Below are 24,001 nucleotides of genomic sequence, written 5' to 3'. Positions count from 1 at the left end.
AATTCTATCCTGACTCCCCACCCCGGTCGTTGAGCGAGCACCGCCGTAGGCGGAGCGAGACGAAACGGTGTGCGATTCCTCGCTCAACGACCGGGGTGCGGATGCCGGGAGATCAGTCGGTCAGCGCACGCACCACCGCGTCGGCGAGCAGGCGGCCGCGCAGGGTGAGCCGAATGCGGCCGCGCAGCGCGGAGGCGGGGTCGACCAGACCGTCGGCGATGAGGCCGGCGACCCTCTCCCTGCGGTCTGCGGGGAGCACGTCGATCGCGAGCCCTTCGGCGATGCGGCTCTCCAGCAGCACGCGCTCGAGCAGGCGTGCCTCATCGTCCGGGCGCTCGCGCCCCGCCGCCGGCGACTCGCCCGCCGCAAGGCGCTGCGCGTAGGCGGCCGGGTGCTTCACGTTCCACCAGCGCAGGCCCGCGACGTGGCTGTGCGCTCCAGGACCGAAGCCCCACCAGTCGCTCCCCCGCCAGTAGGCGAGGTTGTGGCGCGACCGCTTGTCGAATGCGGTCCCTGAGCTCGTCGAGCGGCGCGCCCAGTTGCTGACCTCGTACCAGTCGAATCCGGCATCCGACAGCTTCGCATCGGCGAGCTCGTACATGTCGGCCTGGAGATCGTCGTCGGGCGCCGGCACCTCGCCCCGACGGATCTGCCGCGCGAGCTTGGTGCCGTCCTCGATGATGAGCGCATACGCGGAGATGTGATCGGATGTCAGCGACACTGCCTCGTCCAGCGAGGCCTCCCAGTCGGCGAGCGTCTCGCCCGGAGCGCCGTAGATGAGATCGACGCTCACGTCGAGTCCGGCGTCGCGGGACGCATCGACCGCGGTGCGGACGTTCTCCGGGTCGTGCGTGCGGTCCAACGCCGCCAGCACATGCGGGACCGCCGACTGCATGCCGATCGACACACGCGTCACCCCGGCATCGGCGAGCGTGCGCGCGACGGCGGGAGTGACGGTGTCGGGGTTGGCCTCGACGGTGATCTCCGCGCCGGGCTCGAGCCGGAAGGCGCCGACGGCGGCATCCAGCATCCGGGCGAGATCTCCGGCGGGCAGCAGCGTCGGCGTTCCGCCGCCGAAGAACACCGTCGACATCGGCCGCAGCGCTCCAGCATCACCCAGCACGCGACGGGCGAGCGTAATCTCGTCCTTCAGCGTGCCGGCGTACTCCTCCTGCTTCAGGCCGCGCAGCTCGCTCGCCGTGTAGGTATTGAAGTCGCAGTAGCCGCAGCGCACCCGACAGAAGGGGATGTGCAGATATACCGAGAACGGAATGGAGGGATCGAGGGCGAGATCGTCGGGGAGCCCACCGTCCGCCGGTGCGGGATCGCCGACCGGAAGTGGTCCGGCCATCACACGGGTGTCACGTACAGCGGTGAGATCGCCCGCAGATAGCGGGCGAACAGCTGACGGCGACGCCGGCGGGTGAGTCCGGGCAGCATCCGGTACAGGATCCTCGTCGGCCGGTCGAAGGCGCGCACGGTGAACCACACCTCGTCGCTGTCCTCCCGCCACTCCAGGTCGAAGGACTCCTCGCCGCTGACGACCGAGCCGCCCACCGTGCCCAAGGTGAATCCCACGCGCCGCGCCTCCTCGGTCACCGAGATCACGCGCAGCTCGGCGTCGGCCTTCATGCCGCCGACGCGTCCGCGCACGTGGATCGTCATGCCGGGCCCCACATACGGCGTGCCGTCGGCGTCGAAACGCTGCTCGGCCTCGCGCTTGCTGGGGCTGATCGGCTTGCCCTCGGCATCGAAGCTGACACCGGCGTACGAGGGTCCGGATGCCGGACGCACATCCTCGAGGGTGAGGCCGGCCGCCTTCTGCGCGGTCCAGGACAGCAGCGCATCGCTCGCCGTGTGGAAGCGCTCTTCACCGCTGCCGATGCGCCACGACTCCTCGGCGGGAGTGCTGCGCTCGGGCGGGTAGTGCATGAGGTCGGGCGCGTGAGTCGCCCCGACCGCCGCATAGTCGACCGTCTCGTCTCGGAAAGTACCGCGCCGCATGTGACAAGCCTAACCCTGGACCTTGCGCGCAAGCAGTGAGCCACGGCGCCGCGGCCGCGGCATCCGCTACTTCTTGTCCTTGCCCTCGACGTCGCCGGAGAGCGCGGCGATGAACGCCTCCTGGGGACCTCGACGCGTCCGACCATCTTCATGCGTTTTTTGCCCTCCTTCTGCTTCTCCAGGAGCTTGCGCTTGCGGCTGATGTCGCCGCCGTAGCACTTGGCGAGCACGTCCTTGCGGATCGCGCGGATGTTCTCGCGGGCGATGATCCGGGCGCCGATGGCGGCCTGGATCGGCACCTCGAACTGCTGGCGCGGGATGAGCTTGCGCAGCCGCTCGGTCATGAGCGTGCCGTAGGCGTAGGCCTTGTCGCGGTGGACGATCGAGCTGAAGGCGTCGACCTTCTCGCCCTGCAGCAGGATGTCGACCTTTACCAGATCGGCCTCCTGCGAGCCGGCGGGCTCGTAGTCGAGGCTCGCGTAGCCCTGCGTGCGCGACTTCAGCTGATCGAAGAAGTCGAAGACGATCTCGCCGAGCGGCATGTTGTAGCGCAGCTCGACACGGTCCTCGGAGAGGTAGTCCATGCCCAGGAGCGAGCCGCGCCGGGACTGGCACAGCTCCATGACGGTTCCGACATAGTCCTTCGGGAGCAGGATGCCGACCTTGACGACGGGCTCGGACACGGCTGCCACTCGGCCGTCCGGGTATTCGCTCGGGTTCGTCACCGTCACGGTCTCGCCCGTGTCGGTGGCGACCTCATAAGTGACCGACGGCGCAGTCGTGATGAGGTCGAGATCGAACTCGCGGGCGAGGCGCTCGGTGATGATCTCCAGGTGCAGGAGCCCGAGGAAGCCGCAGCGGAAGCCGAAGCCGAGCGCCACCGAGGTCTCCGGCTCGTACTGCAGCGAGGCGTCGGAGAGCTTGAGCTTGTCGAGCGCCTCGCGCAGCTCGGCGTAGTCGCTGCCGTCGATCGGGTAGATCCCGAGAAGACCATGGGCTTGGGGTCGGTGTACCCGGCCAGCGCCTCGGTCGCCGGCTTGCGGGCCGTCGTGACTGTGTCGCCGACCTTCGACTGGCGGACGTCCTTCACACCCGTGATGAGGTAGCCCACCTCGCCGACGCCGAGTCCCTTGCTCGGGTGCGGCTCGGGGCTCGATACGCCGATCTCGAGCAGCTCGTGCGTCGCGCCCGACGACATCATCTGGATCCGCTCGCGCGGTGAGAGGGAGCCGTCGACCATGCGCACGTAGGTGACGACGCCGCGATAGGAGTCGTAGACCGAGTCGAAGATCATCGCGCGGGCGGGTGCGTCGGCGTCGCCGACCGGTGCCGGGATCTCGGCGACGATCCGATCCAGCAGCTCTTCGACGCCCTGGCCGGTCTTGCCGCTCACGCGCAGCACGTCCTCGGGCTTGCCGCCGATGAGGCCGGCCAGCTCCGCGGCGAACTTCTCGGGGTCGGCGGCCGGCAGATCGATCTTGTTGAGCACCGGGATGATGTGAAGATCGTTCTCCAGCGCCAGGTAGAGGTTCGCCAGCGTCTGCGCCTCGATGCCCTGTGCGGCGTCGACGAGCAGGACGGCGCCCTCGCAGGCGGCCAGCGAGCGCGAGACCTCGTAGGTGAAGTCGACGTGTCCGGGGGTGTCGATCATGTTGAGCGCGACGGCCTCGTCGCCGAGGGCCCACGGCATCCGCACGGCCTGGCTCTTGATCGTGATGCCCCGCTCGCGCTCGATGTCCATGCGGTCCAGATACTGGGCCCGCATGTCGCGCTCAGCGACGACACCGGTGATCTGCAGCATCCGGTCGGCCAGGGTCGATTTGCCGTGGTCGATGTGCGCGATGATGCAGAAGTTCCGGATCTGCGATGCAGGTGTCGCCGCAGGCTGAAGCGGGGTGAGGGCACGTGGAGACATATTCCTTCGAGTCTACGGGCTCAGCACGCCCTTGACTTTCTTCCGATGCGCCTGCCCGAATGGGCAATTCCTCGATCGTTCACTTCGGGTTAGCCTCGTCGGACCGCCCTGTAGGGCAGTCTTTGAAGCGGACCGGAGCCTCGGGGAGGCGGTCCACACGCAGGTCAGACCGAATCATCAAGAAGAGGATCCTTCGCTGTGTCGCACCGCAACTCCCGTCGGCGCTCTCTCGCCACGCTCACCGCCCTCGCGCTGGTCACCACCGGCCTCGTCACCGCCCCGCCGCGCACGGCGCGGTCTCCCCGACGCCTCCGTCGTCATCAACGAGGTCTATGGAGGCGGCGGCAACTCGGGCGCCACGTTCACGCACGACTTCGTGGAGCTGGTCAACACGGGCGAAGAACCCGTGGACCTGGAGGGTGGACGCTGCAGTACGCCTCCAGCGCCGGCGTTTTCAACAGCAACAACGCGCACGCGCTCAGCGGCACGATCGAGCCCGGCGATCATTTCCTCGTGCAGCAGGCGCAGGGCACGGGCGGCACCACACCGCTGCCGACCCCGATGACGTCGGGAACCTCGCGCTGAGCGCGACCGGCGGCAAGATCGCCCTCGTCGCCTCCACGACCGCGCTCACCGGCTCGACCGGAAACGCGCACGGTGCGGACAGCGTCGTCGACTTCGTGGGCTGGGGACCGGCAGCATCCGACTACGCAGGTCTCGGGCCGGCGCCGGCCACGACCAACACGACGAGCATCTCCCGCGACGAGGCGAGCGCCAACACCGCGGACAACGCGGCGGACTTCGCCGTCGGGGCGCCCACGCCCCAGAACTCCACGGGCGACGACGAGGAAGAGCCGGAGCCCGAACCCGAACCCGAACCCGACCCTGAGACGCGCACGATCGCCGAGATCCAGGGCACCGGCGAGACCTCGCCGCTGGTCGGCCAGACCGTCACCACTCGCGGTGTCGTGACCGCAAGTTACCCACCGGCGGGTACAACGGCTTCGTCATCCAGACGCCCGGCACCGGCGGAGAGATCGACCTCTCCAGCCATGACGCCTCCGACGCCGTCTTCGTCTTCGGGTCCGCGGCGATCCAGCCGGTCGGCGCCTACGTCGAGGTCACCGGCGTCGTCGGCGAGTTCAACGGTCTCACCCAGATCGCCCCTGGTGCGGCGTCGAACGTGACCGTCCTCGACGAGGAGGTCGAGGCCCCGGAGCCCGCCGTCGTCCCCTGGCCGTCGACGGATGCCGAGCGCGAGACGCTCGAGTCGATGCTCGTCGCCCCGCAGGGGACGTTCACGGTCAGCAACACCTACGCCACGAACCAGTACGGCGAAGTGGGTCTCGCCTCCGGCGACACTCCGCTCTGGCAGCCGACCGACAAGGCGCGTCCGGGCTCGGCCGAGGCCGATGCCGTCACCGCCGACAACGCGGCGCGCGGCGTGATCCTCGACGACGGCGCCTCGGTGAACTTCCTGAACGCCTCAAACACCGGCCTGACCCCGCCCTACATCTCGCTGGACGCCCCGGTGGTCGTCGGCGCATCCGTCACCTTCACCGAGCCCGTGATCGTCGACTGGCGAAACAACGCCTGGAAGTTCAACCCGACCAGCTGGGTGCAGGCGGGCGCAGGCGACGACCTCGTCGAGTTCTCCGACATCCGCACCTCCGCCCGGAAGACGTCGGCGGAGACGTGACGGTCGGCGCCTTCAACGTGCTGAACTACTTCACCACCCTCGGCGCGGACACCGCCTCCTGCCGCGCCTGGGAGGACCGCGCCGGCAACGGCATCGCGGTGCGCGACGGCTGCCCGCAGCGCGGCGCCTGGGACGAGGCGAGCCTGAAGCGTCAGCAGGACAAGATCGTCGAGGCGATCAATACGCTCGACGCCGACGTGCTGGGCCTCATGGAGATCGAGAACTCCGCGGCTCTCGGCGAGGAGACCGACGAGGCGACAGCCACCCTCGTCGACGCGCTCAACGCCGCCGCGGGATCGGAGCGCTGGGACTACGTGGCCTCCTCGGTCGATCTCCCCGACCTCACCCTGCAGGACGTGATCACCAACGCGATCATCTTCCAGCCGGATGCGGTCACCCCGGTGGGCGACTCCGTGGCCCTGGGCGACCAGAGCGCGCCGGAGCAGGCGTTCGGGAACGCCCGCGAACCGATCGGCCAGGTCTTCGAACCCGCGGGCGGCGGCGACCCCTTCCTCTTCGTCGTCAACCACTTCAAGTCGAAGGGCTCGCCCGGCCCTTGGCCCGGAGACGCGGATGCCGGCGACGGCCAGGGCGCGTCCAACGAGTCCCGCGAGCGCCAGGCGACCGCCCTGCGCGACTGGGTCGAGGAGGTCCGCGGCGACGTCGAGGCTGTGCTGCTCGCGGGCGACTTCAACTCCTACACGCACGAGGACCCGCTGCAGATCCTCTACGACGACGGCTACGCGAACGCGACCCTCGCCCTCGGGATCGACGGCGCCAGCTACAACTTCTCCGGGCAGGCAGGGTCGCTCGACCACATCCTCCTGAACGAGGCGGCGCGCAAGCGCGCGACCGGCGGCGACATCTGGAACATCAACTCCGGTGAGTCGATCGCGCTCGAGTACAGCCGCTACAACTATAACGGCACGCTCTTCTACGCGCCCGACGCCTACCGTTCGTCCGACCACGACCCGGTGCTCGTCGGGCTCGCCGCGGCGGCGCCGCCGGTCGAGCTCACCCTCCTCGGCATCAACGACTTCCACGGGAGGATCGACGCCGACACCGTGAAGTTCGCCGGCACCGTCGAGCAGCTGCGCGAGGAGGCGTCGGGACCGGTGCTGTTCCTCTCCTCGGGCGACAACATCGGCGCCTCCCTGTTCGCGTCGGCGATCGCGCAGGATCAGCCGACGATCGACGTGCTGAACGCCCTCGATCTCGACACGACGGCCGTCGGAAACCACGAGTTCGATCGCGGGTGGGCGGACCTGCGCGATCGGGTGGTGCCGGCATCCGACTTCTCCCACCTCGGAGCGAATGTCTACCACGCGGGCAGCGAGGACGCCGCCCTGGACGAGTACGCACTCCTGCAGGCGGGCGAGCTCACCGTCGGCGTGATCGGCGTCGTCACCGAGGAGACCCCGGCGCTCGTCTCCCCCGCCGGCGTCGTCGACCTGTCGTTCGGCGATCCGGTCGAGGCGGTCAACCGCGTCGCCGCGCAGCTCACCGACGGCGATGAGAGCAACGGCGAGGCCGACGTCCTCGTCGCGCTCTACCACGAGGGCGCCGGCGCCGGCACGCCGGACGGCTCGAGCCTTGAGGAGGAGCTGGCGGCAGGCGGCGCCTTCGCGCAGATCGTGAACGAGACCTCGCCCGAGGTCGCGGCGATCTTCACCGGCCACACGCACAAGGAGTACGCGTGGTCGGCGCCGATCCCCGGCACCGAGCGGACCCGCCCGCTCGTGCAGACCGGCTCCTACGGCGGCCACATCGGCGAGATCGTACTGACGATCGACCCCGCGACCCACGAGGTGATCGCGCACAGCGAGCGCAACGTGCCGCGGACCACGACCGCAGACGACGAGCTCACCGACTCCTACGAGCGCGTCGCCGAGGTCAAGGCGATCGTGGATGCGGCGCTGGCGGATGCCGCGGAGATCGGCGACACCGCCGTCGCGGAGGTCGGCGCCGACATCACCACCGCGCACTCCGGCGGAGCCTTCGTCGACGGTGTCTGGACGGGCGGGGACCGTGACGACCGCGCCGCCGAGTCGACGCTGGGCAACCTCGTCGCCGACGCGATCCGCGACTCGCTCGCGGACCTGCCCAACGGCGCCGTCATCGGGGTCACCAACCCCGGCGGCCTCCGCGCCGACCTGTGGGACACGCAGGCGGAGTTCGGGGCGTCCGCGGTGCCCGGTCTCGACGACGGAACGATCTCGTTCTCGCAGGCCAATGCCGTGCTGCCGTTCAACAACACGATGGCGCTCGTGACGCTCACGGGCGAGCAGTTCACCGTGCTGCTCGAGCAGCAGTGGCAGCGCGACGAGAACGGTGACATCCCCTCGCGGCCGTACCTGCAGCTGGGTCTCTCCGACAACGTGACCTACACCTTCGACGAGAGCCGGCCGGAGGGCTCGCGCATCACCTCGGTGACGATCGACGGCGAGCCGCTCGATCCCGACGCCGAGTACCGGATCGGGACGCTCTCCTTCCTCGCCGCCGGCGGCGACAACTTCCGGGTCTTCACCGAGGGAACGGATGCCGTCGACACCGGATTCCTCGACTACGAGGCCTGGGTCGACCACCTCGCCGACAACTCCCCGGTCATGCCCTCCTTCGCCAAGCGGGCAGTGCAGGTCTCGGGTGTTCCGGAGTCCGTCGCCCCCGGCGAGACCGTCGCCTTCGACGTCTCCGGGCTGAACCTCACCAGCCGCGGGGCGCCGGAGAACACGAGCCTCACCGTTCACCTGGGAGACACGGAGCTCGGTGACTTCGCTGTCGCTGGCGGCGCGGCATCCGTCTCCGTCACGCTCCCGGCCGGCGTCGAGCCGGGCACGGCGACGCTGACGATCAGCGTCGATCCCAGCGGCACGGTCCTCCGCGTGCCGCTGACGGTGGAGCAGAGCTCTGCGGCATCCGCCACGACGCTGGAGCTGAACCGCACCACGGCCGTCTTCGGCAGCCGAGGCGGCGTCACGGCGACCGCGCACGTCTCGAGCGAGGGTGCGCCGGTCGGCACGGGCCTGGTGCAGTTCCTCGTCGACGGCGAGGTGATCGCCGAGTCGGCGTTGAGCCGCCAGGGCGTGGCGCGGGCCAGCCTTCCGCTCCCCGGCGACCGCGGAGCGGGCACCTATGAGGTGACGGCGCGCTTCGTCGGCACCGACGACATCGGTGCCTCGGTCTCGGGGCCGCTGAGCTTCACTGTCACGAAGGCGACGACGAGCACCGGCGTCCTCCCGGTGCTGCCTCTCCACGTGAACGGGCTGCTGCCGACGACGCTGGTCGCCGTGGTGGTCCAGAGCGGCGGCGGCACACCGCAGGGCGCGGTCGAGTTCCGGGATGCGAACGGCAACGTGATCGCGACCTCGACGGTCAGCGGCGGCCTCGCCACTCATACGCTCGGGCGCCTGAGCCGCGGCACCCACCAGTTCACCGCTGTGTTCGTGCCGTCGGATGCGACGAACGTCAACGGATCGCAGAGCGGCCGAACCAGCGTGCGCGTGCTGCTCTGAGGCAGGGCGAGGGCGGTGCCGGCGCGGGCTGAGCACCGCTCCTCTCGCTTCGTCCTATCCTGAGAACGTGGTGGTCAGCTGCGTTCTCGTGCACGGGATCCGTACGTCGCGGAGCATGTGGCGCGCGCAGATCGAGTATCTGGAGCAGCGGCAGATCCCGGCGATCGCCATCGACCTTCCCGGTCACGGTGCGCGCCGCGACGAGCCCTTCACACTGGATGCGGCACTGTCGGCCATCGACGAGGCCGTGCGTGCGGTCGCCGACCAGGGTCCGGTGCTCCTCGTCGGGCACTCGATGGGCGGTCTGCTGTCGACCGCCTACGCGGGAGCCCGCGATCGCCCGCCGGTGGCGGGCCTCATCGGCGCCTCCTGCACGGCGCTCCCCGCGGCCGGGCGCTGGCGCTGTACCGCTTCCTGGCCCGCACCTTCACCGCGCTGCCCCAGCACGGCGAGTGGATCACCTCCCGGGTGCTGACCGCGACCCTCCCGCCGGAGACGCGCGGCGACTTCGCCGCCGGCGGCTACGCCTACGACTCCCAGGATGTCGCTCTGGCGAGCCTCGCCGACCTCGACCTCCTCCGCGCGGTCGCCCGGTTGCGCATGCCGGTCTGGTGGATCAACGGCGCCCTCGACCAACTGCGCGTCAACGAGGAGTTGTTCCGTCGGCTGAGCCCTCACTCGGAGCTCATCGTCGTTCCGCGCACCACGCACCTGCTCCCCGCGATGCGCCCCGAGGTGTTCAACGCGATGCTGAGTCTCGCCGTCGCGACGCTGCAGCGCGACGCCGACGTTCCCGGTCGTTGAGCGAGCCGAAGGCGAGTCGAAACGCGGCGACCTCCCCGAAAGAGTCTCCATCGAGGACCCGCCGAATCCGATCATCAGGCCGGATCTGGTAGAGTTGATTCTTGGCTTGCGTGTGGGTTCATCCCTCACGACCGCCGGACGGAGCCCTCTTCCTCCCGATGGCACTCATCCATCACATCCCTGAACGAAAGTTTCCACACGTGGCAAACATCAAGTCGCAGATCAAGCGCAACAAGACCAACGAGAAGGCGCGCGAGCGCAATAAGGCCGTCAAGAGCGAGCTGAAGACCGCTGTCCGCCAGGCGCGCGAGGCTGTCGCGGCCGGTGACAAGGCTGCCGCCGAGGCCTCGCTGAAGAAGGCGTCGACCAAGCTCGACAAGGCCGTCAGCAAGGGCGTCGTGCACAAGAACCAGGCCGCCAACCGCAAGTCGGCTCTCGCCAAGCAGGTCGCCGCGCTCTGAGCGCATCATTCTCCGCAACGGCCCGTCTCCCCTGGGAGGCGGGCCGTTCGCTTTCCCCTCGGATGCCGCGCCCCACGCCCCGGCTCGGTGCGCAATGCGCCGCCGCTCAACGACCGGAGTCGGGCTCCCCGAAGGGCTTGCGCGTGGCGATGATCGTCACCATGCGCTCGAGTGCGAAGACCGGATCGCGTGAGGCGCCCTTGACCTCGGCATCTGCGCGCGCGGTGGCCTGGATCGCCAGGCCCAAGGAGCGTTCGTTCCACCCGGCGAGATCACGCTTGGCGCGGTCGACCTGCCAGTCCTTCATGCCGAGTCGCGAGGCGAGCGCCCGGCTGGGCTCGCGGGAGCCGGCCACGCGGGCCATGGTGCGCAGCTTCATGGCGAAGGCCGCGACGAGCGGCACGGGGTCGGCACCGGATGCCAGGGCGTGCCGCAGCGCGACGAGCGCCTCTCCGTAGCGACCGGCGATCGCGGTGTCGGCGACGACGAAGGCCGAGACCTCCACGCGGCCGCCGTAGTACTTCTGCACGACCTCGGGGGTGATGTCGCCGTCGACGTCGCCGATGAGCTGCTGGCAGGCCGCCGCGAGCTCGGTCAGATCGTCGGCGAAGGCCGAGACGAGGGTGCGGAGGGCGGGAGCGGCGATGCGCTTGCCCGCGGCGCGGAACTCCCCCGCCGCGAAGTCGACGCGGTCGCTTTCTCGTTTGACCGCCGGGCACGGGATCTCGATGCCGCCGCCGGTACCTGCGCGGATCGCGTCGAGCAGCTTCTTGCCGCGCACGCTCGCGCCGGTGTGCCGCAGCACGACCGTCGCCCCCTCCTGCGGCGCTTCGAGATAGGCGACGGCCTCCTTGAGGAAGTCATCGGTGCAGCGCTCGACTCCCGAAACCCGCACGAGGCGCGGTTCGCCGAATAGGGAGGGCGAGGTCAGCGCGAGAAGCGTGCCGGACTCGTAGGCATCGGCGCGGACATCGCTCACCTCGAGCGCCGGATCCTCGGCGCGAAGGTAGTCACGGATGCCGGCGATCGCCCGCTCCGCGCACACCTCTTCAGGCCCTGCGACGAGCACGATCGGAGCCGGTCGGGGTTCCCGCCAGGAGACCTGAGGAACCTTCGCGGCGCGCGCACCGCCACGGGAGGGAGTACGCGCGGCTGCCATGCCTCCAGCCTAGCCGCGGCATCCGACACCTCGGCGTCATCCGGCCGGTCGCTCCGCCCACAGCGTCAGCGCATCCTCCTCGGCTCTGAGCAGAACTCTCCCCTGCAGATCCGTGCGGAGGATGTGCGCGCCATCGACCATGGCCAGCGCGTCGGGATGCGGGTGCCCATAGGTGTTCTCACCGACCGTGAAGAGCGCGACGGCCGGGCGCGCCTCCGCATACAGCGCGGGCTCCTGGTCGCGGCTGCCGTGATGGGCGATCTTCACGATCGCGTAGGGTCCGCGGACTCGTCCGCCGCCGAGCAGCTGCCGCTGCGACGAGGCGCCGAGATCGCCGAGCAGGAGGGTGCGCGGCAGGCCTCCGCCGCCGAACTCCAGCACGAGGCTCGTGTCGTTGCCGACCTCGAACCCGCGGGTGTCACGCTGCGGCCAGAGCACCTGCCATCCGGCGCCCCCGAGAGTGCCGTGCTGGCCGGCGAAGCCCTCGACCACCTGTGCGCCGGATGCCGCGAGCTGTTCGAGCAGACGACGATCACTCTCGGCGCCGACAGGTCCGTGCAGCACGACGCCGACACGGCCGATGACGGCATCCGTCCCGCCGAAGTGGTCCAGATCGAAGTGGGTAATTATCAGCAAGTCAATGCGATCGACGCCGAGGGCGCTCAGACAGGCGTGCAGCGGAGCAGGGTCGGGCCCGGTATCGATCAGCGCCACGCGACCTGCCGAACGCAGGAGCACCGCGTCGCCCTGACCGACGTCGCAGGCAGCGATCGCCCAGTCCTGCGGGGTGGACATCGCCGCGAGCGGCCCTCCCAGCAGGAGTCTTCCCCGCCGAGACCGACCGCGAGGGCGAGGAGCAGGATCGAAGCGCGACGCAGCATGATGTGCGGGCGCCCTCCCCGCGCCCGCGTACGAGGAGGACCGTGACGGCGACCGTGAGAACCGTGACGATCAGCGCAGAGCCGATGCCCGGCGTGATCAGCACGCGTGCGCCCGGCAGTGCCGCCGAGATGTGCGCGGTCATGGCGATCCACGCCGCCGGCAGCCAGGCGCTCGCGGCGAAGAGGTCGGCAAGCAGCGGGATCGGCAGGGCCAGACATGCCAGCAGGCCGATCACGGTCGCGATGGGTGCCGCGGGAGCGGCGAGCATGTTCGCGGCGACACCCACGATCGACTGCTGCTCGGCGAACAGGGCGAGGATCGGTCCGCACGCGAGCTGGGCCGCCAGGGGACGGCGACCCCGATCGCGATCGGCTCCGGCATCCAGCGCGCGAGTCCGCGCGACACGGGACGCGAGAGCACGATGAGCGCGGCGGTGGCGGCCGCCGAGAGCGCGAAGCCCGGGGTCGCCGCGAGCCAGGGATCGACGATCAGGATGATGCCGATCGCCAGCGACAGCACACCGACTCCGGCGCCGGGGCGCCCGAGGAGCAGGGTCAGCATCCCGAGCCCCGCCATGGTCGCCGCCCGGATGACGCTCGGTTCGGGCGTGACCAGGATCACGAACGCAGCCAGCGCGACCGCGGCCAGGAGGATGCGCAGTCCGCGTCCGCCGCGCAGCAGCGCGACGGTGCCGTAGACCGCACCGACGACGATTGCGCAGTTCGCCCCTGACACAGGCAATCTGCGAGATGTGTAGTTTTCGTGACAGAGATGAGTGCAAAACGCACCCTCGCGTCCGTCACAAATCGTGCTCAGAGGGGTCTTTGCCGCTGCCCTGTGGACAGTTTCTCATTCGCGTTGCAGAGGTGCTTTATCGTCGATAGATGGTTGACCAAGAGACTGGCTACCGCACCTGCTCGTCGTGCGGAAACGACTGCGCTCCTGAGGCTCTCGTTGACTGCACGTACGGTGCGCGAATCGCTTTCACCTGCGCTGCGCACGGCGTGCAAAGTATCGTCGACCCGTTTGCGGAACATCAGTAATCTCTTGGTCTTCGCGTCGTCTCGAAGCAGGTCGCCTCGTCCATAATGGGCCAATGTGGTTCATCCGATGGCTTGGTCTGGGTGCCGTCCTCTTCGGGACGGTATGGCTAACAGGAGAAGTATGGAAGTTGGACGCTGGGGTCGTGGCGCTACTCACGATCGCAACGACAGGGGGCTACCTGTACTGGCTCTCGAAGCGTGACGACCGAGCGTAATTAGCAATGCCAAGCGCGTGCAGCAGACCGTGAGTCTCACCGTCGCTAAGCATTGTGCGGTGCGCCGTGGTTCCGGCGCCCCTTGCGCCCACGCCCATTGGCAGACTCGGCTCTAGCTATGCTGGCGCCATGAACGCATACGCTCGGATGGCCGCTGTTGCGCTAGCTGCATTGGCTGTCGGCGCCGCGCTCACAGGGTGCACACGTGCGGCAAGTTCCAGCTCAACATACATCGCACCAACCTGCACGCAATTGCTGGATGCGGCCATCAATTACGAGCGAACCGGGACCGGCGACATCAACGCGATCCTGCAATCCCTCAGCGAGCGGTGCACGAACGAGTACGAGGTCGCAACCGACTACATCTCCCACACGATCGAAGGCGATTTCCGCATCGATTCATGTGAAGAGCTGCTCGGCTATGGCGTCCGGCCCGAAGCCGTTGAACTGCTCCGGCAGGACCGATGGTGCAGTTTCGGCATTGAAGCGACAACTGTCACCCCTGACTGGCCAGAAGGCGGCCTCGGATGGGATGAAGCGCGTCAACATTCGGGCACGGTGCAGCGAGTGTGTGGCCCGCTCATGAGCGCTCGTGAGACTGCCGACGGCACCTTCATTAATGTTGGGCGCGACTACCCTTCCGCAGATCGCTTTACGTTCATCTTCTGGGATATGTACCTCGAGCGGATCCCTTCAGACGCGATCATCTGTGGACGTGGTGAGATCTACCTCTACAACGGTGTCGCACAGATGGAGATGCAGAACCCGGCCGCGCTAGAAATCTGGCGCTGACTTTGTAGCCGGTGCGTCGTGGATGAAATTCGAGGCTGCTGAAGTGGCCCGCCCGTGTCGCTGGCGGACTTGTATGCCCATGAATCGAGCGGAGTTCCCGCGACTGTCGCCGGCATAGGCCATGCTGTTATTACTCGCGGGAGGGAGAAACCTATGGGCCGTCGCGTCCTGACTGTCTCGGAACTGACTTTTCACCAGAAACACAAACCGAAGGAACGATCGTACGCGCCTGCGGATCTCAACGCCGAGGACCTGCTCGATATCTTCCACGACTGGGCTAATGGCCTCAAATCCAGCGACACACACAGTCGGGACAGGCAGACCTGGGTGAGCGTTGCGTCCGCCACGCGCTGGGCGCCTCGTGTCGAGCTGATCGACCTTCGTGTCGGAGCTTACGGCGAAGCCGGGGAACTCGTTGACATCGAAACCGGACTTCCCGTCAGCCAAATCGACGACAACCACGCCCCCACTGGCCAAAACCGAACCTTGTTGTTCGTGCCGGAGACGGGCGAAAGCGCCTACTTTCTCTCGGAGGAGTCCACGCGCGGGTCAGCGGGCGGGCACATCCTGCGGTTGTTCAAGACGTACTTCAGCCGCTACACCAACGAGGTCACGATGGTGACGAGCACAGTTACCGAAGGTGAGGCTTGGGCCGAGGCAGCCGAGTTGACCGAGGTGGAAGTCCGCGTTGAGGGCAAGAGCGCCGACCTTGCCGACGGACCGAGTGTCAAGGTCGGCCAGGTCTCGTACATCGCTCGACCTGAGAAAAGACATAGGTTCCCCGGGAGTTTGCTGAAGAGCCTCAAGAACGAGCAAACTTTGCGCCAGATCGTTTCTGTAAGAGATCTGGACGATGACCACGAGGTGTTCGTCACATTGGTCCGAGACGGTAGGACGAAGAAGTTCCAACTAGGCACGGAAGGTGCTCCAGCCATCCGCGAAGTGCTCAATGATGCCACCGAGGAGATCCTGAACACTGCGACGCTCGTTGAGCGGTGCACGGATCGAGTGTCAGACCTTTGCGATAGAAAGGGTGCTACCTGGGACCCCGCGTGGAGCCGCCAGCAGCGGAAGGAGTAGGCCATGGGGAAGGCATCGCTGTGGCGGATTCCTGTGGACCACTTCCGCACGCTGTACGACAATCGGACGCGAAAGCCCGACTGGTTGGCGATCGCAGTTCAATCGCTGGTGCCGCTGGCCACTGGGCTGGGGACGTGGATACTCGGCGCGAAGCTCACAAACGTGGAGGCCGCCGTTGCAGGTATCTCAATCGTGGCCGGCCTGCTGTTCTCGATGGCGGTATTTCTCTTCCAGCTGCGGACCTCGTTAGGAGCCGACAAGCGGCTTGTCGCCGATGATTACAAGCTTGTGGACGAGTGCATGAGCAACACTCTGTGGGCGATCCTCTGGGGTCTGGCGCTCGCGCTATTCCTGATCGTCGCCGGTGGTGGTGGCTGGATCGGGGCCGAGGGTTCTGGGCCGATCCTGACAGGGATCGCCGTCGCCGCCGCGACACACTTTCTCCTCGTGATCGGAATGTGCCTTAAGCGCCTGCGACGGGCCTACGAGCGTATCGCTATCGGTCGCAAGTGAACGAGCCGATCACTCGTTCGCACTCCCACGGCACAGTTGCTCGCACGATGTCCAATCGCCTCCGCGCTGATGTCAGCGAGCTTCTTCTGGATCTCGAGGTCAGAGATACTCCTTCGGTCCGAGCATCGGTAATGGTCGACCCGGCGGATGCGGGTGTCGTGGGTTCTTCCCGGCCTTGGTCAACGGGTCGAGGGTGAAGACCCGGACGCCCATGCGATCCAGCAGCGCAAGCACGTCGGGCAGTGCTCGCTTCAAGGTCGCGGAGCCGCCCAGATCGCCCCATCCGCCGAGCACCTCGGTCACGCCGAACCTGATGAGCACGCGCTCGATCGCGTCACAGTTTGCGGCGGAAAGTTCCGGCTTGTATCCCGCAAGATCCTTCGGCTTGGGCGATCGCTCAGGATACAGGTTGAGCATCAACCACCCGCGGTGTTCCCGCCTCGACACCTCGATCACGTGGTTCACCGTCTTGTCAGACGCAGTCTCACGCGCGTGAGACGGGTTCATACCGACCACGACGAACGGCGGCGCGGACACTGTGCAGTCTCTGATCCTCCCGAGCGCAAAGCGGTAGGCGTCATTCCCCGGGTCGGGGTCGAAGAAGTCCGGCTCCTGGCCGATGGGGTACGCGATCATCCTGGCGCACAGCCGTTGGGGATCTTCACTCGCCGCTCTCAAGGAGCTTGATCTCTAAACCGAGAGCACCGACAACCTTCACCAACGTGTCGGTATTCACGTGAGAGCCCTGTTCGATTCGGAGCACGCTCAGGCGAGAGGTATCAGCACGTTTCGCCAACTGCGATTGAGTCAAGTCTTGGTCCTCACGCGCCCGTTTGATGGACTTTCCAAGTATCTCGAGCCGTGTGGGACTGTTCGTCATAACCCGCACCCTCAACCATCGGCAGCGTCAGAGAGATCGACCGGAAGTACCCCGTGAACAATGAAGTCGCGCAGGATCCGACTAACGCGAATCCGAGCTATATAGACAGACACCGGCTTACCTTCAGCGTTAGCGACATACGCGACCGCAGCGTCTGTATCGAGACCCGCAGTCAATGCGTCAAACCGCCCAAATTCGTTGACTCTTGCTTCATCGACACCGCTGTCGATCCGTTCAGTCAGCATGCCAGCGTCAACGCCGAAGGTGTCTGCGACTCGTTTGATTCGCTCGCTCTTCGCCGAATATTGGTACGCCATGACGTACTCTCGGAACGTCCTACCCGAGACGAGCTCAACGTCCCCTGCCTCGACATCGTGTAGAAACAGCTCCGCATACTTCTGCTCATCCTGGCTGAGGTGCGCGAACTGGCGATGAATGTCTTCAAGGAGTGCCTTGCGCTCGTCTGCTGTTGCGCTGCCTGGCTCCAGCGACTTCAACCACTTTTCGAATCTGTTGTCCAGGTAGTCGCTATCGATGCGTCCCGTGTCGATCTCGGTGAGGTGAGTCTCGATCACAAAGGGAGCCTCGCGGTCACCGCCACCACTCCCCGACCCAAGCTCCTTGTACCTCAACACGAGTGTGAGGTAGGTCGTTTCGTCCAGCAACAGCGTAACCACTTTCCCATTGTCAAACGAGTAAGTGAGCTCGCCCCAAACGAACCCTTGGATCTTTGCTGCTTCAAGATGTTCATTGAATCTGGCGAACAGCTTTGCGAACTCTGCGCGCTCACGCTCATCAGCCGGGAGCTTCGCAAAGTCAGCATGCCCGGCGCTTGAAAACAGGCGACTGATCTCAGTGAAATACAGATTCATCTGCTCGAGGTTTCGATCGAGGTGCTCCACGAACAAGGCCAGTGGCTTGCCGCCGGAGTACAGTTCCACAGCACGATCGATGTTGTAGTGCATCGACCAAGGCTTTCGATAATACCGAATCGTGCCGAATGGCTTCTCCGGCCCGAACAGCCGATTTGTGCGAGAGAATGCTTGGATGATCTCTTCGAAGCGGAGTACCTTGTCGAGGTACAAGGTGTTGACCCATTTGGAGTCAAACCCGGTGAGAAGCTGAGACACGACGATGAGCAGATCTAGCTGCTGTGTCGGATCTAGAGCGACCCTCTTGTATGCCTCCTTGTGCGCAAGACGAGTCGAGACATCCACCTTGAACAACGCATGCGTGGCAAGTGTGAACTGTTGGCCGTATGCCGCGTTGTAGTCTTCGAGGATCTCAGCGACACCGGCTTCTTTCATGATCTTGGCATCGCCCTCGTCAGCATGCGGGTCGAACAAGGCAGTGACTTTCAGATCAGGGTGGAGAGCCTTGAACAGCCGGTAGTACTCGATTGCTTCAGCAATCGAGTTAGTAGCAAGAATGGCATGGAATTTCGAACCGCGGCTTCGTGAGACCCAGCCGTGGTGTATGTCGCTGACAACTGCCTCGCGGTGCGCGGCTCGGTCGTACTGGTGCGTGGGCAGGTAGTCCTCGATGCCCTTTACCCACTTGCCATCTGCACCCAAAAAGCCTGCATCCGGTACACGGTCGGGATCCATGAACTTGTCATAGATCTTCTCCTTCTCAGGATCTCCGAAGATATCTGTGTCCGAGGCAGCTCCGGCCTTGCGGAGCGCAACCTGTTTTCTCAACTCGCTCGAGGGGTAGGTCTGAACCATCGTCGTGTCGAACGCGAGGACATTGCGATCGCGGATTCCATCGGCAATCGAGTACCTGTGCAGCTCGTCACCGAACAGCGTCGCTGTTGTGCTTCCCTTCTTCTCGTTCTCGGTGTGGATGGGTGTCCCAGTGAAGCCGAAGAAGAGCGCTCGAGGGAACGAGTGTTTGATGCCGGCCATCATTGTCCCGAAGGTGCTTCGATGCGCCTCGTCAACGATGAACACGACGCGTTTGTTGCTGATCTTCTCAATATCCGCGCTTCGCCTGTCCCAGTCTTCTGCGAGGATGCTCATCTTCTGAATTGACGTGACGATGAGCGTGTCCCTCACGTTCTCGCTCTTGAGCATCGCAACAAGAGCATTCGTGTGCTCAGTCTTCTGAATGTCATCCGAGCTGTCTGCGAAACCTTGATATTCCTCATGCGACTGCGTTCCGAGCTCAATGCGGTCGAGGAGGAATACCACCTTGTCTGCGTTCCCGGAGTTCGCAATCAGTTCGGCAGATTTGAAGCTCGTCAGCGTCTTTCCTGAGCCCGTGGTGTGCCAGATATAGCCACCACGCTGGACGCCGTCGTCCCACTTCTCATCGTGGTCGTGCTTGGCAACGGTGTCACTAATCTTCTTAGTCGCGTACAGCTGGTAGCTGCGCATGACTTTCAGGACTCCGTCGCTCTCATCCGCAACTGTGTAGAAGCCGATGAGCTGGTGCGCCATCGGTATTGAGAGCAGCCCCTGCGCGACTTGATCCCATCGGTCGATACGCTCGTTATTGAAGTCTGCCCAGTGGAAGAAGAAGTCTTTGTTGAAGGAGCCGTCCGGTCCCGGGTTCGCAAAGTACACTGCCGAATCCGGTGTCATGCCAACCATGACCTGAACAAGGGAAAACAGACCCGTATACACGCCTTGACCTGCGTATCGCTCCAACTGCTTCGTTGCGTGATCCACCGTCTTACCGGAGGCTTTGAGCTCGATGTGGAACATCGGCATACCGTTGATCAGCAACATCAGATCACCACGGCGATTGCCGAGTACCGCAGAAGACGTCGCAAACTTTGGCTGCTGAGCGATCTGATACCTTGACGAGCCGCCGGCGATCTCGAGGCGGTCGTAGATGCTCAGGCTGACTTCTTTTCCGAGGTGCTCCGGGTCTGCAGGGTTGTCCCTTCGGATGGTCACTGACCGACCATTCACGAAACGATTGAGTTTGACCGGCGTGCGCAGCTCACGGATCTGCTCGACGATCTGCCGCATCTCTGTCTCGGTGAGCGGGACGCCGTTAAGCCGATCACGGCCCGCGTTGTTCTGCAGCAAGATGTTCGCCCAGTTGTCGAGAAGATCCTTCTCTGTCGGGTTCTTCAGGACTTCGGAACTCCAACCCGTGTCTTGCAGCTGCTTGATGAGCGCCTTCTCAAACTCTGTTTCAGATTTGAAACACATCTTGTCTCCTATACGAACATCTTCGACAACAGCGAACGCTTGATCTGGGATAGCTTCTCGTGCTGTTTGTCTTTCAGCTCGATGAGCGAGTCGAGGTTCTTGAAGAACTCACCGATCTTCCGTTGCTCGTCGGGGAGGGAGGGGATGGGAACGATGATGTCCATCGCTTTGGTTCTTGAAATGTTGTATCGCGAGATGCCCTGAGCGAGGCGAACAAACTGCGTTCGAACCGACGGGGATCGGAGAACTGACGCTGTGAAAAACGGATCGCACTTGGTCTTGGGTCGCCAGCCAAAACAGAAACTATTCAAGTACACGTTTGGCCTGTCATCGAGCCAGACTGACGACATGCCAACCTCCTCGGGAACCTCAGATGAAGTCGTAAAGAAGACGTCGCCAAACTTCACCTCGTTCTGGCGGCTATCCACCTCAACGCGTTCAACTCCGGATAGGTCTGCAAGCGAGTTGCTGTAAACGTTGGTGTAGACAACAAACTTGGCTTCACCGTGCCCAAAATCCCCCTTCGACTTCCCTGAGAGTCCTGAATACGTGTCACCCAAGCTGCCGAGAGACTTCCCCTCCCACTCGTCCTGGAACCCTGGAAACCGTACTTCCGGCACGGCTGCGCCCGGCCTCGGGAACATCTTGCCAAGCATTGCGTTCTTGAACTGACGCAGCTTCTTGAGCTCCTCCTGTTGCAGGTCGATGAGTGAGTCGAGCCGCTCGAAGAGGCTGCCGATCACTTGCTGTTCAGAGAGCGACGGAAACTTGACGGCGACGTCGGCAATGTCCTTACCGTGTAGGTGAACAACTGACTTTCCCTGAGCACGTTCAGCGAGCTTTGAGTGAGGTTCGCCGTTGCTCAGGCGGAGAGCGAGAAAGTGCGAGTTGAGCAGCCCAGACGGGTGAATGACATTCAGGTCTCCGGCCAAAATCACACCACTTTGCCGGACGGCAGAAGCACGCGCAATGTCTTCCGGTGTCTCGCCAGAGGCCGGGACGATCACCTCATTGCCTGTGCTGAGCCTTGAGCCCGGCTGTATCTCCGCGTAGGTATCGACTTCTGAGATTAGTGACTCGTACTTCGTGTAGAGACGTCCGTACAAAATGATGGGTACGCCGCTGTCGGCTAAGTCGGATTTGGAGTACCCGGAGCCTTTGCTGAACGTGGCGACCGTTCTCAGCTCTCGTGTCTCCCAGTCGCAGGCAAACCTCGGAAACCGCACCTCTGGAATAGGCGCCTGCTTGCTCATCATCACTCACCTCCCAGGAGGTTGCTGAACTCGGCCAGCGCGCGCATGTCGGTGTCGGAGCCCGTGAGCTCTGAAACCATCTCAGACAAGGTGTGCTTGGTCGACTTGGTCTCCAGAGCGAGCTCCGCGAAGGTCGTTTCGTACTTCTTCGCGAGCGCGACTACCTGCTTCGTGAGCGTGTCCAGGATCTCGCCCGGAACTCTGTTGATGCTGTCGATCAGGGGCTCAATCCACTTGGCGATTAGCAGTTCACGCACCTGATCATCTGCCAGGTTCTCGATCGTCACCTTCGTGTGTTGATGGAGCGCGGCCGTATCAGTCTTGACAGTCTTGGTGAGCGCCGACTTCACCGTGAGCAGTTCCTTCGCCAGGAAGGCGACTGCCTGTGGAGTGCCCTCGTCCCAGTTGTCATCCTTCCGCTCCTTCTTTGCTTCCCGGATGACCTGGTTGACGCCGCCGACGACGAAGGCATCATTCTTCACGTTCAGCATGATCGCCATGTCGAGCTTGTCTTCCTCGCTGAGCGATTCCAGGAGCTCAGCAAGACCAGATTCCGCGGCCGAGAGTTCCTCCACAGCTTCACGGAGCGCCGAAGTCTCCGCTGTGAGCAAGCGCTCCTGCACGAGCTCAAACGGCAGGATGCGACCGACCCAACCGTCCTGAACTTCGGTTTCTGCGCCCCTCACCTTCTTTGAAACCATGTTCGGAACGACCCGTCGGGTGGCCTGTTCTCCCTCGGTCTGGATCATCTCGAGGTCTGCCGAGATAGTCAGCCACTGGTCATGGAGCAGCTGATAGACCGAGTACTCATCAACCAAGGGCACTGCGCCAAGTCGCTCGAAAATGTCTGCGGCAATCGCAGTTTCCCCACCAACTACCTGAGCGTCATGGCGCCCATCCACCAGGCTCACTACGAGCTTCTCCTTGAACCCGGAGAACGCATCAGCAACGCTTGAACGAAATACGGCAGCTGAAGCGTCAGACGAGATCACGTGCTCCGGATTCTCGACGGGTGTCGCGTATCCGTTCCCGAACGAGGTGAAGAGCTTCTCTCGTAGTCCAGGCAGCGCATCCCAGTAAGTGTGAAGTTGGTCGATCTCGTGCTCGGGGACCCCGCCGAACATCGAAGCGTAGATATCCCAAGCCTCTGCCGGCGGTGCAGAATCTACATAGCGCGGGATGTTGAGGTTGTACTCGTGTCCACGGATCTCGTCGCGCGGCACATTGCGGCTGTACTTCTCAATGTTCTTGCGTTGCAAGACCGTGTCGACGATCTTGCGAATATCACGGGCGCGGAGTGCGTTGTCTTTGCCGTCCTTCACGAAGCCCTTGGATGCGTCGACGATGAGCACATCGGTTTCGATTCGTTCTTTCTTCAGGATCATGATGATCGTCGGGATGCCGGTCCCGAAGAAGATATTTGCCGGGAGCCCAATGATCGCGTCGATATAGTTCCCTTCGACCAACGCCTGGCGGATCTTCCCCTCTTCACCACCGCGGAAGAGCACCCCATGAGGCAAGACAACCGTAACGATGCCGTTGGGGCGCAAATGGAACAGGTCGTGAAGCACGAAGGCGTAATCCGCCTTACTCTTGGGCGCGAGTCCGAACTTGGCGTACCGAATGTCGTTCTCTTTGCCGGATGGATCCCAAGGCGCACTGTAGGGCGGATTGGAAACAACCGCGTCTACGAAGAGCGGCTCATCAATCAATGGCCAGTCTTCTTCGAGCGTGTCGGCGTTCCTTGCGAAGATGTTCGCCGGCTTCACCCCACGCATCACCAGATTCATACGCGTCAAGTTGTACGTGTTCTGCTTCAGTTCCTGCGCATAGTAAGCGATCTTGTCAGCGTCCCCACGACGTCGCGCGATCGAGGTGCCGATGTTCAGGAGCAGTGAGCCACTTCCGCTAGTTGGGTCATAAATGCGGATAGTTTCCTGGTCTTTCAGGTGATCGGCAACGATCTCACTGAGAATGAGTGACACCTCGTGAGGAGTGTAGAACTCCCCTGCCTTCTTGCCTGCGTTTGCGGCGAAGTTCTCGAGCAGATACTCGTAGATGAACCCAAGGACGTCGTAACCCTGCTTCCCATCGGTCGGGATGTCCTTGATGAGTTCGATGAGGTCGCGCACGGCTTTGGTCTGGGCAGGTGCATTGTCGCCGAGCTTGGACAGTCCTGACTGCAGCGTGTCGAAAATCTTCTCGAAGACCTTCTTGTGGCTGGAACCAATCAGCCTGGAAAACGCGTTCAATGCGTCGACAACATTTGAGATGTCGAAGTCTTTACCCTTCTTGAGCCATGTCGAGTACAAGTTCTCGTACTCAATGAAGTAGCCGATGTCGCTGCGCAGGCTCTGCACAATCTCTTGATCGGATTCAGTCAGGGCGTCCGGCAAGTCTTCGATCGTCGCGCCGAGGCGAAGCATGTGGCTGACCTCGTTGTCGGACAGGAACTTATAGAAGATGAAGCCGAGGATGTAGTCCTTGTACTCATTGGCTTCGATCTTCGACCGCATCTTGTTTGCGGACGCCCAGATCTTTGCTGCCAATTGCTGCTTGTTCATTCACTTACCTACTCGTGCTGAAAACCGCATGCCAGCTGCGGAAAGTTTGGACTTCGACTGT

General features: G+C 64.3%; 19 protein-coding genes and 2 pseudogenes. 10 read left to right on the top strand and 11 right to left on the bottom strand.

Going from position 1 to position 24,001, the window contains the following annotated elements; all coding sequences use genetic code 11:
• Nucleotides 1-112: 112 nt before the first annotated feature.
• The 3 genes and pseudogenes from hemW to lepA all read right to left on the bottom strand — a co-directional run bounded on the left by hemW (nt 113) and on the right by lepA (nt 3,919).
• A complete protein-coding gene (gene hemW / locus KAE78_RS16010) occupies nt 113-1,351 on the bottom strand; it encodes a radical SAM family heme chaperone HemW (RefSeq protein WP_223172591.1) in 1,239 nt (412 codons plus the stop codon).
• Nucleotides 1,351-1,932: a DUF1990 family protein gene (locus KAE78_RS16005; RefSeq protein ID WP_262927913.1), complete on the bottom strand. Its 582-nt coding sequence runs from the start codon at nt 1,930-1,932 to the stop codon at nt 1,351-1,353. Before KAE78_RS16005 ends, hemW begins: the two co-directional genes overlap by 1 nt.
• A 138-nt stretch (nt 1,933-2,070) precedes the next feature.
• A pseudogene (gene lepA, locus KAE78_RS16000) lies at nt 2,071-3,919 on the bottom strand (translation elongation factor 4).
• Between the two features lie 198 nt (nt 3,920-4,117).
• On the opposite strand from lepA, the gene KAE78_RS15995 reads away from it, so the two are divergent.
• The 7 genes from KAE78_RS15995 to rpsT all read left to right on the top strand — a co-directional run bounded on the left by KAE78_RS15995 (nt 4,118) and on the right by rpsT (nt 10,395).
• Nucleotides 4,118-4,504, top strand: coding sequence for a hypothetical protein (locus KAE78_RS15995; RefSeq protein WP_223172589.1), 387 nt, complete (start codon nt 4,118-4,120; stop codon nt 4,502-4,504).
• Nucleotides 4,505-4,599: 95 nt separating this feature from the next.
• Nucleotides 4,600-5,106: a hypothetical protein gene (locus KAE78_RS15990; protein ID WP_223172588.1), complete on the top strand. Its 507-nt coding sequence runs from the start codon at nt 4,600-4,602 to the stop codon at nt 5,104-5,106.
• Nucleotides 5,103-5,618 (top strand): hypothetical protein, encoded by a 516-nt coding sequence (locus KAE78_RS15985; RefSeq protein ID WP_223172587.1) that lies wholly within the window; start codon nt 5,103-5,105, stop codon nt 5,616-5,618. The genes KAE78_RS15990 and KAE78_RS15985 overlap by 4 nt, the downstream gene beginning before the upstream one ends.
• Nucleotides 5,615-9,130, top strand: a complete 3,516-nt coding sequence (locus tag KAE78_RS15980) for an ExeM/NucH family extracellular endonuclease (RefSeq protein WP_262927885.1) — start codon at nt 5,615-5,617, stop codon at nt 9,128-9,130. Before KAE78_RS15985 ends, KAE78_RS15980 begins: the two co-directional genes overlap by 4 nt.
• A gap of 115 nt (nt 9,131-9,245) precedes the next feature.
• The gene (locus KAE78_RS19085; protein WP_317451941.1) at nt 9,246-9,605 is read left to right on the top strand and encodes an alpha/beta hydrolase; all 360 of its coding nucleotides are present in this window, start codon (nt 9,246-9,248) and stop codon (nt 9,603-9,605) included.
• On the top strand, nt 9,599-9,934 hold the full coding sequence (locus tag KAE78_RS19080) for an alpha/beta hydrolase (RefSeq protein WP_317451940.1): 336 nt from the start codon (nt 9,599-9,601) through the stop codon (nt 9,932-9,934). Before KAE78_RS19085 ends, KAE78_RS19080 begins: the two co-directional genes overlap by 7 nt.
• A 200-nt stretch (nt 9,935-10,134) precedes the next feature.
• Complete coding sequence (rpsT, locus tag KAE78_RS15970; protein WP_223172586.1) at nt 10,135-10,395, top strand: 30S ribosomal protein S20; 261 nt, start codon at nt 10,135-10,137, stop codon at nt 10,393-10,395.
• 106 nt (nt 10,396-10,501) lie between these two features.
• On the opposite strand, the gene holA is transcribed toward rpsT, so the two are convergent.
• The 3 genes and pseudogenes from holA to KAE78_RS15955 all read right to left on the bottom strand — a co-directional run.
• Nucleotides 10,502-11,554 (bottom strand): DNA polymerase III subunit delta, encoded by a 1,053-nt coding sequence (gene holA / locus KAE78_RS15965; RefSeq protein ID WP_223172585.1) that lies wholly within the window; start codon nt 11,552-11,554, stop codon nt 10,502-10,504.
• Nucleotides 11,555-11,590: 36 nt separating this feature from the next.
• On the bottom strand, nt 11,591-12,349 hold the full coding sequence (locus KAE78_RS15960) for a ComEC/Rec2 family competence protein (RefSeq protein WP_223172584.1): 759 nt from the start codon (nt 12,347-12,349) through the stop codon (nt 11,591-11,593).
• A gap of 175 nt (nt 12,350-12,524) precedes the next feature.
• Nucleotides 12,525-13,171 (bottom strand): annotated as a pseudogene (locus KAE78_RS15955) (ComEC/Rec2 family competence protein); the annotation flags it as partial.
• A 670-nt stretch (nt 13,172-13,841) separates the two neighbouring features.
• Here KAE78_RS15955 and KAE78_RS15950 point away from each other — a divergent pair.
• The 3 genes from KAE78_RS15950 to KAE78_RS15940 are packed head-to-tail and all read left to right on the top strand — an operon-like array spanning nt 13,842 to nt 16,079.
• Nucleotides 13,842-14,486: a hypothetical protein gene (locus tag KAE78_RS15950; protein WP_223172583.1), complete on the top strand. Its 645-nt coding sequence runs from the start codon at nt 13,842-13,844 to the stop codon at nt 14,484-14,486.
• Nucleotides 14,487-14,540: 54 nt separating this feature from the next.
• Entirely contained in the window at nt 14,541-15,566 is a 1,026-nt protein-coding gene (locus KAE78_RS15945; RefSeq protein WP_223172582.1) for a hypothetical protein, read from the top strand.
• 3 nt (nt 15,567-15,569) lie between these two features.
• Complete coding sequence (locus tag KAE78_RS15940) at nt 15,570-16,079, top strand: hypothetical protein (protein WP_223172581.1); 510 nt, start codon at nt 15,570-15,572, stop codon at nt 16,077-16,079.
• A 99-nt stretch (nt 16,080-16,178) separates the two neighbouring features.
• Here the strand turns inward: KAE78_RS15940 and KAE78_RS15935 are convergent, their stop codons facing one another.
• From KAE78_RS15935 to KAE78_RS15915, 5 genes are read right to left on the bottom strand one after another with little or no spacing between them, the layout of a single operon-like run.
• Entirely contained in the window at nt 16,179-16,757 is a 579-nt protein-coding gene (locus tag KAE78_RS15935) for a DUF1643 domain-containing protein (protein ID WP_223172580.1), read from the bottom strand.
• Complete coding sequence (locus tag KAE78_RS20085; protein ID WP_223172579.1) at nt 16,741-16,959, bottom strand: helix-turn-helix transcriptional regulator; 219 nt, start codon at nt 16,957-16,959, stop codon at nt 16,741-16,743. Before KAE78_RS20085 ends, KAE78_RS15935 begins: the two co-directional genes overlap by 17 nt.
• A gap of 11 nt (nt 16,960-16,970) precedes the next feature.
• On the bottom strand, nt 16,971-20,123 hold the full coding sequence (locus tag KAE78_RS15925; RefSeq protein WP_223172578.1) for a type I restriction endonuclease subunit R: 3,153 nt from the start codon (nt 20,121-20,123) through the stop codon (nt 16,971-16,973).
• Nucleotides 20,124-20,131: 8 nt separating this feature from the next.
• Nucleotides 20,132-21,379, bottom strand: coding sequence for a restriction endonuclease subunit S (locus KAE78_RS15920; protein ID WP_223172577.1), 1,248 nt, complete (start codon nt 21,377-21,379; stop codon nt 20,132-20,134).
• On the bottom strand, nt 21,379-23,940 hold the full coding sequence (locus tag KAE78_RS15915) for a type I restriction-modification system subunit M (RefSeq protein WP_223172576.1): 2,562 nt from the start codon (nt 23,938-23,940) through the stop codon (nt 21,379-21,381). The genes KAE78_RS15920 and KAE78_RS15915 overlap by 1 nt, the downstream gene beginning before the upstream one ends.
• Nucleotides 23,941-24,001: the final 61 nt, after the last annotated feature.

This window comes from Microbacterium sp. NIBRBAC000506063 (assembly GCF_017968845.1).
Lineage (GTDB): Bacteria > Actinomycetota > Actinomycetes > Actinomycetales > Microbacteriaceae > Microbacterium.
This window is presented reverse-complemented; position numbering and strand designations above follow the sequence as displayed.

Coding starts and splice junctions, on each gene's coding strand:
- hemW (WP_223172591.1), bottom strand. CDS start 1,351: ATGGCCGGACCACTTCCGGTCGGCGATCCCGCACCGGCGGACGGTGGG.
- KAE78_RS16005 (WP_262927913.1), bottom strand. CDS start 1,932: ATGCACTACCCGCCCGAGCGCAGCACTCCCGCCGAGGAGTCGTGGCGC.
- KAE78_RS19085 (WP_317451941.1), top strand. CDS start 9,246: ATGTGGCGCGCGCAGATCGAGTATCTGGAGCAGCGGCAGATCCCGGCG.
- holA (WP_223172585.1), bottom strand. CDS start 11,554: ATGGCAGCCGCGCGTACTCCCTCCCGTGGCGGTGCGCGCGCCGCGAAG.
- KAE78_RS15960 (WP_223172584.1), bottom strand. CDS start 12,349: ATGTCCACCCCGCAGGACTGGGCGATCGCTGCCTGCGACGTCGGTCAG.
- KAE78_RS15950 (WP_223172583.1), top strand. CDS start 13,842: ATGGCCGCTGTTGCGCTAGCTGCATTGGCTGTCGGCGCCGCGCTCACA.
- KAE78_RS15940 (WP_223172581.1), top strand. CDS start 15,570: ATGGGGAAGGCATCGCTGTGGCGGATTCCTGTGGACCACTTCCGCACG.
- KAE78_RS20085 (WP_223172579.1), bottom strand. CDS start 16,959: ATGACGAACAGTCCCACACGGCTCGAGATACTTGGAAAGTCCATCAAA.
- KAE78_RS15925 (WP_223172578.1), bottom strand. CDS start 20,123: ATGTGTTTCAAATCTGAAACAGAGTTTGAGAAGGCGCTCATCAAGCAG.
- KAE78_RS15920 (WP_223172577.1), bottom strand. CDS start 21,379: ATGATGAGCAAGCAGGCGCCTATTCCAGAGGTGCGGTTTCCGAGGTTT.
- KAE78_RS15915 (WP_223172576.1), bottom strand. CDS start 23,940: ATGAACAAGCAGCAATTGGCAGCAAAGATCTGGGCGTCCGCAAACAAG.